6 protein-coding genes and 2 pseudogenes are annotated in these 8,799 nt (G+C 69.4%); 3 read left to right on the forward strand and 5 right to left on the reverse strand.

The window, feature by feature from the left end:
- Positions 1-98: 98 nt before the first annotated feature.
- Both RBJ77_RS21865 and RBJ77_RS21870 read right to left on the reverse strand, forming a co-directional pair.
- Positions 99-719, reverse strand: a complete 621-nt coding sequence (locus RBJ77_RS21865) for a class I SAM-dependent methyltransferase (protein ID WP_372346574.1) — start codon at positions 717-719, stop codon at positions 99-101.
- A gap of 1,849 nt (positions 720-2,568) precedes the next feature.
- Entirely contained in the window at positions 2,569-3,090 is a 522-nt protein-coding gene (locus RBJ77_RS21870) for an MFS transporter (protein ID WP_372346575.1), read from the reverse strand.
- Between the two features lie 196 nt (positions 3,091-3,286).
- Here RBJ77_RS21870 and RBJ77_RS21875 point away from each other — a divergent pair, with 196 nt between their 5' ends.
- Positions 3,287-3,493 carry an Rrf2 family transcriptional regulator gene (locus RBJ77_RS21875; protein WP_372346576.1) on the forward strand — a complete coding sequence of 69 codons (207 nt, stop codon included), beginning with the start codon at positions 3,287-3,289 and terminating at the stop codon, positions 3,491-3,493.
- Positions 3,494-3,866: 373 nt separating this feature from the next.
- Here the strand turns inward: RBJ77_RS21875 and RBJ77_RS21880 are convergent.
- A pseudogene (locus tag RBJ77_RS21880) lies at positions 3,867-4,518 on the reverse strand (TetR/AcrR family transcriptional regulator).
- 602 nt (positions 4,519-5,120) lie between these two features.
- On the opposite strand from RBJ77_RS21880, the gene RBJ77_RS21885 reads away from it, so the two are divergent.
- On the forward strand, positions 5,121-5,267 hold the full coding sequence (locus RBJ77_RS21885; RefSeq protein ID WP_372346577.1) for a hypothetical protein: 147 nt from the start codon (positions 5,121-5,123) through the stop codon (positions 5,265-5,267).
- Positions 5,268-5,321: 54 nt separating this feature from the next.
- A complete protein-coding gene (locus RBJ77_RS21890) occupies positions 5,322-5,603 on the forward strand; it encodes a hypothetical protein (RefSeq protein ID WP_372346578.1) in 282 nt (93 codons plus the stop codon).
- 2,198 nt (positions 5,604-7,801) lie between these two features.
- Here RBJ77_RS21890 and RBJ77_RS21895 read toward each other — a convergent pair.
- Both RBJ77_RS21895 and RBJ77_RS21900 read right to left on the reverse strand, forming a co-directional pair.
- Positions 7,802-8,587, reverse strand: a pseudogene (locus tag RBJ77_RS21895) (transposase).
- Between the two features lie 6 nt (positions 8,588-8,593).
- Positions 8,594-8,799 (reverse strand): hypothetical protein (locus tag RBJ77_RS21900; protein ID WP_372346579.1); only part of this gene is annotated, 206 nt, incomplete at its 5' end.

The raw sequence follows: 8,799 nt of genomic DNA on the forward strand, positions 1-8,799 counted from the left end.
GCGACGGGCCTAACGACGTCGGCAGACGAACTCGCCGATGCGTCGGCGTGCGGGACGTAGACGAGGTGATGTCGAAACCGGCCCGGTCCAGCATGCCTTCAAGACCCATGCGTAGGTGGAGAACTCCTCCCGCACGTGCGCCTCGAAATCCGCCCTCGTGAAGCCCTGGCCCGCAGGCTGCCCCGCCGTGTCGATCCATCGCTCCAGATGCTCTGCGGCGTCGGCGGGCTCTGAAACTGAAGATGACGTCCCACAGGTAGAAGATGCCGCCCGGCCGCAGCATGTCGGCCGCGTTGAGGAGCGCCTGCTGCTTCAGAAATCGGCAGTTGGTGCAGGGCCGACTTGGTGGTCACCACGTCCGCGGGTCCCGCGCGATGGGCGTAGTCCAGGAAGCCGGCCCGGTGCCAGTGCGCGCCGGCGCCGGCGCCGGCCCGTTCCGCCCTGGCCCGGGCGAAGGCCAGCATCTCCTGTGAGACGTCGACGCCGTGGGCCTCGGCCCCGCGCCGTGCGGCCTGGACCACCAACGAGCCGGTGCCGCAGGCCAGATCGACCAGGCGGACGCCCGCCTCGACGCCGAGACGGTCGAGCAGTGCGTCGTCGGCAACCGGGTCGGTTCCCCTGATTGCGGTCGTAGGCGGCCACCGCAGCCGGACTGCCCAGGTCGATGCCGACCGGCTCGTACTCGCGGGAAGAACCACCAGTACCGGCTCTTCCTCCATCTCGCCTCCACGCTGAGCTTCACGCGAACCGCGGCCGATTGCCACGTCAGTCCGGGCCGTTGTCCCGGACCGTGCAGCGACTGGAGTCCTTTGCCGGACACCGGCTTCGGACCGTGGCCCGCACGGCGTCGCGCTGACCGAGCACGGCCACCGCTTCCGCCGCTACGTGACGGAGGCTCTTCAGCTGTGGGACCGATACAGCGACAACGGCTTCGGAGGGGGACCAACTCAGCGGCCGACTGAGGGGTGTTCGCCTCGGTCACGGCCTGCCAGAGCCTGCTGCCCGACCTGCTGGCACCGCTCCGAAGCGCCCATCCCCGGGTGCAGATCTCGGTGCGGACCGGCGACGCCGCAGCGGCCCTCGCGCTCCCCTCGACGACGGCGAGGCCGACCTCGCCGTCGCGGCCATGCCCTCCCGGGTTCCGGCCACTCGCTCGCGCGCACCGTCACCCGTACTGCGTCCTGGTCCGAGCCGGCCCACGGGGATCAGACGCACAACTCCCGGACCCCGACGAGTCGTTCGTACTCCCCAGACGGGGCCTGGTCCGGGACATCGCCAACCGATGGTTCCGCCGCCACGGCATCACACCCCCGCATCGCCGCAGAGGCCGACGGGCATGAAGCACTGCTCACCTTGGTCGCCTCTCGACTACGGCACCGGATCATCCCTGACCTCGTCCTCCAGCACGGCAGCATCCGGCACCGGCTCCACGTCACCACGGCCCCGACCAGCCTCCGGTGAACTCACCATCGGCGCCTCGCATCCGGCGCACCGATCTTCACCGCCCTTGGTCGCGGTGGCCTGGGCAGCCACAGTGCCCGGTCAGCCACCGAGGTCAGAAGTGCCCGGTCAGCCACCGAGGTGAGAGCACTAGACAGGCCGGCCAGGGTCGCTGCCCAGCCGAGGACAGGTGCGCCCGGTCAGGCAAGCCACAACGCAACACTCGCTACGCGCTCCTCGTACGCGAGGGGAACAAGGTCCCTGGACAACACGCTTGGAACGCCTGCTGGTTGTGGTGCTGCGCCTCAGCCTGCTGCGGCTTCGTCCGGCGCGTCTGCCCGGGGTCCGTGCGGCGTGCGGCCGGCGATCACAGCGACCGCGGCGAGGGCAGCAGGTCCAGGGGCAGCGTCCACGCCATGGCCCGCGCGTGGCCGTCCGTCGTCGCTGAGGGTGAGGAAGAGGGTTCCCAGCAGTGCCACCCCCGGCGGAGGCGGCGTGAACTGCTGGGCCGCGGTGACGAGGCCGGAGGCCACACCCGCCCGGGCAGGCGGGATGTCGGAGAGGGAGTACCCTGATCAGTGTCGGCAGTACGAGGGCCGTTGCCGAACCCGGTCAGGCACACCGCGACCACGAGGGCCGGCACGGTCGGCAGCCCGCTGACGAGCAGGCCGGTCATGGCGGTCACCGGCCCGAGCCCGGTGACGAGGGATACCCGGTGCGGATCGAACGCTCCCTGGTCCCGTGCGACCCAACTGCGCATCAGCAGCGAGCTGGTCACGAACGTGATCCCGGAGGGTACGGTACAGCCCTGCGTGCAACGGCGAAAGGTGCTCGCCCTGTTGCAGCAGGATGGTGAGACGCAAACATGAAGCTCGCGAAGAACAGCATGAGAGGCGATCGAGGCCAGGGCGCCGCGCCGCAGCGACGGCACCGTGAGCAGAGCGGGATCGAGGATGGGATCGCCGCCCCGGTCGGCAAGCCGGCGCTCGGCTCGCACCACAACCGGATCAGACCGATCCCGGCGAGTGGCAGCCACAGCCACGATGGGCCAGCCCCACTCCCGTCCGAGGACGAACGGAACCAGTACCAGGGCCAGTGCGAGCCCGATTCCCGCAGCGGCTGCGCCGTTCAGGGCGGGGGCGCGTCCGCCCGGCGGATGCAGGCATCACGACACAAGCGGCGGCGAAGGTGAGCGCGGCGATGGGCAGGTTGATCAGGAAGATCGCCCGCCACCCCCAGCCCGGCGAGGTCGGCGCTCGACGGACCAGCCGCCGAGGATCTGCCCCCGCGATCGACCCCGTCCCCGTCGCGGCCCCCGTACCAGCCCATCGCCCAGCCGCGCCGTCCGGCGGGCAGCGCGGTGCTGATCGTGGCGAGCACCTGCGGGATCATCACCGCCGCGGCGAAACCCTGCAGTACGCGGGCGATCACGAGCCAGGCCGCGGTCGGTGCGAGCCCGCACAGCCCCGACGTGGCAGCGAACAGGATCAGGCCGGTCAGGTAGACGCGGCGATGCCCGTACAGGTCACCGAGCCTGCCACCGGCGATCAGCCCGCTGGCGTAGGCGAAGGCGTACCCGCCGACCACGAGCTCCAGCTCGCGTCCGTGGCGGACAGGGAATCCTGGACGGCGGGGGGCGGCGACGTTCACGACGAAGAAGTCGCAACTGGCTCATGAACGCGGCCACCAGCACCACGGCGAGGCAGCCTGGGCCGCACAGATATCGTGGATGTCATGTATCCACGATATCCTTGTCGGGTATCGTGCGGTACATGCAGGTGTCACAGGGGTGTCGAGTGGGCGATGCACATCTGCACGCTGCTCTCGAAGCGCCGGACGGCACGCCGTGCCGCGGCGCACGCTCGCCGAGGCGTACGCGCTGCCCGAGCCCTACCTCGCCAAGTACCTGAAGCGCCTCGTCGCTGCGGGCGTACTCACCTCGACGAGCGGACCCCGCGGCGGCTACCGGCTCGCGAAGCCCGCCGATCAGACCACCGGCCTGGCCGTGGTCGAGGCCGTCGAGGGAACCGGCCCCCACCTTCACCTGCCGTGAACTGCGCCGCCACTGGCACCGTCGCCGCGACGCGCGAGGAGTGCCGCGAGAAATGCGCGGTGCACTACGATGATGGACGCCGCCGACGAGGCCTGGCGGGCACGCCTGGCCGAAACCACCATCGCCGACATCCGGCGGCACCGTCCTGACACCCTGAGGGCCCCGCGTCGCTGAAACCCTCGGGTGGTAAACGCCGTTGATGCGCCGGCGGGTCGCCCGGGCCCGCCAACCCGTAGCTCCCGGTCGGGTCGGTGCCCTTGTTGAGTCTCGACCGGCGGGGACGTCGCAGGGCGCGGGATCAGGCGGCGATAGCCCTGGGGCGAAGTGACGGGGGTGGGCGCGGACCGACCGGCCGGCAGGCCGGCGAGGCCCGCTATCGCGAGGCGCTGGCTGGTCTACTGGCCGGAACGCCCGCTCTGCGTCCGTCGCACGCCCGGTTCGGCGGCCAGCACTCCAGTGCCATGTCGGCGATGCCCTGGAGTTCGTCGCGGCCGAGGCCGCTTGCGAGCCTGGACGGCGATCCCGAAGGTCACCGTCGTGACGTATCGGGCGAGTCGTCGGGGGTCGGCGTCGTGCGGCAGATCGCCTTCGTCGACGGCCCGCTGGAAACGCTCCTCCAGGCGTAGAGCCGCGCTGTTCCGCCAGGGGCGACCAGCATGTCGTGCGCGGGCCGTCCCGCTTCGCTCGACGCCAACGCGACCTGCACGCCCAGGCATCCCACCGGGCCGCTCTGGACGCGTCGTGGTCCGCACCGCTCCACGGAGCATCGCCTCGACCACGCCTCGCGCGGTCGGCTCCTCCAAGGCGCGAGTCCCATAGCCGGCCGGGCCCTCGGTGTAGCCCGGTCCAGAGCTTTGCGGAACAGCTCCTTCTTGTCGCCGAAGGCTGCGTACAGGCTTGGCTTCGTGATGCCCATGGCCTTGGTCAGGTCGGTGAGGCTGACGCCCTCGTAGCCCCCGCTCCCAGAACAGCCGCATGGCGCGCTCAAGCGCCTCGTCGACGTCGAACTCCCGAGGCCGACCCATGACGACGATGCTCCGCGAGACCAGCCATGTGTGCAGCGTACCTCCCTGAGCAGCGATCGGCGCCGATTTCTGTACCGATTGATATAGAAAGTCAACTCCGCCATCTCCCGCCCGCGGCGCATTCCGGTGTCACTGACTCCTCTCCACGACTTCACTCCGATCGGAATAGAAGTCGTGGAGTCGAGGTTCCCCTCTGGGACAGCTACCGCGACAGACCGCGGGAGCCCATACGCCATCAGCAGCAGCACCCAACACCGCCCGATCCAGGGCGAAGAAGGGCATCATGTCTGACATCGACCTGCGCGACGCCGAAAGTGCTCAACGCCCGCAAGTCCGACGGCATCGCGGTTGTCACCGGCGCGCCAGCCCGCGGCATCAGCGCGGCCGTCGCCGGCCGTCTCGGCGCCGACGGCTGCACCGTCGCAGTTCACTACCGCCAGGACTCGGCCGCCGCGGCGGACGTCGTCGGAAGATCACCGCGGCCGGCGGCACGGCGTTCTCCTTCGCCGCCGACCTGGCCGAACCCGACACCGGCACCGCCTTCTGGGCTTCCTACGACGCAGCCGCGGGCGAACTGCGCGACGCGCGCGTGCAGGTCCCCGGTGAACAACGCCGCGATCATCGTGAACGGCGTCATCGAGGAGACCACCGCCGAGGACTTCGTCCGCCAGCAGCAGATCAACACCACCGCGCCGCTCCTGATCATCAGCCGCCCCGCCCCGCCTGAGCCGACGGCGCACGCGTCGTGAACGTCTCCTCCGGCGCCACCCGCCTCCCCAATCCCCGGCATCATCGGATACACCATGACCAAGGGAGCCCTCGAAGCCCTCACGCCCTGCTCGCCCAACACCTCGGCCCACGCGGCATCACTCGTCAACGCCGTCCGCGGCACCACCGACACCGACATGAACGCCGACTGGCTGCGCGGCAACTCCGAAGCCATCACCAACCTCGTCGCGCAGCGCGCCCTCCGCCGCGCATGGGCGACCCACCGACGTCGCCGACGTCGTCGCCCTCTCGCCTCCCACGACGCCCGGTGGATCACGGGCCAGATCATCGACGCCACTGGAGGCGAGCGCCTGTAGGCGGTACCTCTCCAGGGGACACCGGCGACATCCGCGCGTCGCGACAGCCGGCATTGACTGAGAGCTCCGGCGCTGGCCAGGCTCTCGTTCGGATCGGCTCGACTACGACTGTGCTGAGCCCATTTGGATGGGCGAGGCCGGTGCGAGCCCTGAGCGAGCACCGGCCGGCGCCGGTCCGGGGAATGTACGTGCGTGGGTGGTGACAGGTTCGCCACGAACAGGCGGTTCGCCGCGAACAGGCGCCGAACTCGCCCGACGCGCCCGCCTAGTGCCAGCCGCAAGTACGTCTTGTCGTGGCCCACAGCGCCGCGACAGCGCAGCTGGTGTCCTGCCGGGAAGTGAGAGGCGAAGCTGTTGCACTCTGCAACAGAGCCTCGTACCGGCGACCTGGCCGCAAGCAGGCTGCCTTCCTACCCTGAGGGGCTATGGAGGGCTGGAAGTTTTGGTGGGGATCGCCGCGTTCTTCCTGGGCGGTCTTGCGACACAGCTGAATGGGTGGCTTGCCCACCGGCGTCAGCGCGGAAAGACAAGGCCGACGAGGCCCATGACGCACTCAGACAGCGCGGCGTGAAGAGTTCGAGCTGCAACACCTCATCGAGCTCCAACCAACTGTTCGCCGACGCCATGGAGGCACTGCTCGACTATTCGCCTCGGCCGTCCGCTGGTACATACACCTGCGGGATACGAACAGCCTCAACGACGACGCCGAAGAACGCCGGGACCAGGCCAGCGAGGCCTCGCAGGCCGCACTCACCAAGGCCGCACTTCAATGCGGCTTCGTACTCGCTGATGACGTCAGGAGTCTGGCGGATGAGATGACCAACCACATCGCCTCAGCCAACAGCCTGCTCCACGAGGATGGGTCCCCAACGTTCTAGAACTGACCACCGCTGCGGGAGAGTTGCACGTAGGGTCGGCGCGAGAGTCGCAGCATCTACGCAGGCCGACACCCTCTGCATGACTACAACCACACGGTCGCCCAGCCCACTGGCAAGCCCTTGGTCGCCCAGCAGGCAACTACCCGACGTACGGCAGCATCCCGATCCATACCCACCGAAGTCGCCTGCCACAACGGCCACCTGAACGCAGCACGCGAACTGACGGCACCACCTGGCTCGGCGCCGCCCCTACGCCGGTGTCCTGTGCAAGTGAAGTTTGATCGTTGTCATCGAACTGCGGGTGGCGCAGATCCCTTGCCGTGTCGGGGCACCACCTGGCGCGCAGCGGGGTCCGCGGCGAGGCGAGTTCGGTGCGGACGTCCCCAGAACGCGCCGGCCACCGTGACGAAGGTGGGGCGGAACAGGCCACCGGCCGCCCTCGATTCGTGCTGTCCCTGGCCCTGCCCGGGGCATGCGACGCACATTCGCGGCCAGGGAGGGGGAGCGGGCCGCCGGTCGGCCTGTGGCTCCCTGACGGCTCCACCGCGATCGTCCGGAGCGGGACGGCCACACCCAACAGCGTGGCCCGACGCGGTTGTGGGACACCGTGGAGCGGGCGGCCCTGCCGAGCTCCTCGAACAGCCCGATGGACCCGCTTCCGTGTCGAGGTCGTCCCGGACGGCAGATCGTCTCTGTTCGACGGCGGCCCGCACTGGCACCTCGACCGGTCTTGAGTATCTCGACCCACGTCCCGCGGGTGTTGAAGGTCGTCTGCGTGGGGCAGCAGGTCTGCTCTACTGGAAGGGCGTGGCTACCTAGGCCGGCGTGAGTACGCCAACCGATGTGCGGGTCGATCAACGGGTCTTGGATGAGGGCATGGTCTTCAGCTCCTTGCGCCGCCCGTCGGGGCGACCCGGTCCGCACGGTCAACCGCACTGGCTGCACCCGGGCCGGTGGTTCCCGCCCGACGGGGACGCAGTCGCCTCACGGCGGCGTTGTCCGCGCTGTGCTCTTCATGCCCGCGGCACTCGTGGTGTTCGTCTTGTCGCTGCTGATCCCAATGCCGCGCACTGCCTGGAGTACGGGCAGTGCACCCCAGGCCTTCCGGGCTACCTGCTCGCCTGGAGTCTGGGGACTTCCGCCGGGGCTCTCCTGGTTGCCTCGTTGCTCCGTGGCCGCGGATGCGGTGGTTCGCCCTCGCCGTACAGCTGACTGCTGAGGGCACCGCGCTGACTCGCAGATCCTCGTCGCTCCCTGAACCTCTGATAGGGCTGGCCCGACGCGGGCTGGGTGAGCGCCAGCGGCGCCTTATTGATCGTTTCAGAATGAGGTTCGGAGTCGTTGCAGGCAGATGATGCTGCAGGCGAGCCGTAGGAGGCCGAGGTGCAGGTCGGCGCGTACCTCGTAGCGGATGATGCGTAGGCGGCGAACTGGAGCTGCGAGCTGCAGAAGGTCCGCTCGACCGCAGCGGGTCTTGCGCAAGCCGGAACCGTGGTAGCGACGCCGCGACGGGCAATGAGTAGCTTGATTCCATCAAGCTTCCGCACAGCAGAGCGGCGGTACTTGTCGAAGCCAGTAGCCCCGGTCGGCGCGAACAGTCTGTAGCGGTCGCGTCTGCGGGCGTCTCACGCAGGCCCCCGATCGGCGATCGCGTCCAAAAGAAGGAGCTGTGCGACGTCGTGGCGGTGGCCGCCGGTCAGCGTTACGGCCAGCGGGCTGCCGTAGCCGGTCGTGACGATCAGGCGGCGCTTTGCCGCCAGGCCGGCTCCCGATCGACCGGCGAAGAGGGCCGGTGTGATCCCCTTTGAGCGCCCGGACGTGGAGAGCCGTCGATCGCCGAGTCCTCCCATGCGGCGAGACCCGCCTTCCGCAGTTCGGCGAGAAGCACTTCGTGCAGGCGGGGCCGAGACGCCATCCTCAGTCCAGTCGGAGCCGGCGCCAGGCAGTCACTCCTGAACAGCCAACGACCTGGATGGGGACACCGTGCCAGGCCACGCCCTTGCGAGCACGTAGATGATGCCGGCGAGATGCGACGCGGTCCGGCACGGCAGTCGTCCGGGGTGGCGATGGCGTCGGGCAGGCCGAGTGGGGGAGAAGCGCAGCTATGCGCTCTCAGAGATCGTCGGACACAAGGTCGGCAGGCATGTCTGGAGAGTCTGCCCGACGCCCTATCAGGCATTGGCAGCGAATCCGGTGTTGATGCGAATGGCGGGAGCTGCGCGAGTTTAGCGCCAGCCTCCGTGGCGTGGTTTCCACGGGCTCGCCGAACAGTGGGCCGAACTCCTGACCGTCGTCGATCACGACGTAGTCCGCTTCCG

The organism is Streptomyces sp. KL116D, assembly GCF_030766975.1.
GTDB lineage: Bacteria > Actinomycetota > Actinomycetes > Streptomycetales > Streptomycetaceae > Streptomyces > Streptomyces longispororuber_A.

Excerpts from the sequence above, each read along its gene's own strand:
- RBJ77_RS21890 (WP_372346578.1), top strand. The coding sequence starts at position 5,322 with ATGACCAAGGGAGCCCTCGAAGCCCTCACGCCCTGCTCGCCCAACACC.
- RBJ77_RS21865 (WP_372346574.1), bottom strand. The coding sequence starts at position 719 with ATGGAGGAAGAGCCGGTACTGGTGGTTCTTCCCGCGAGTACGAGCCGG.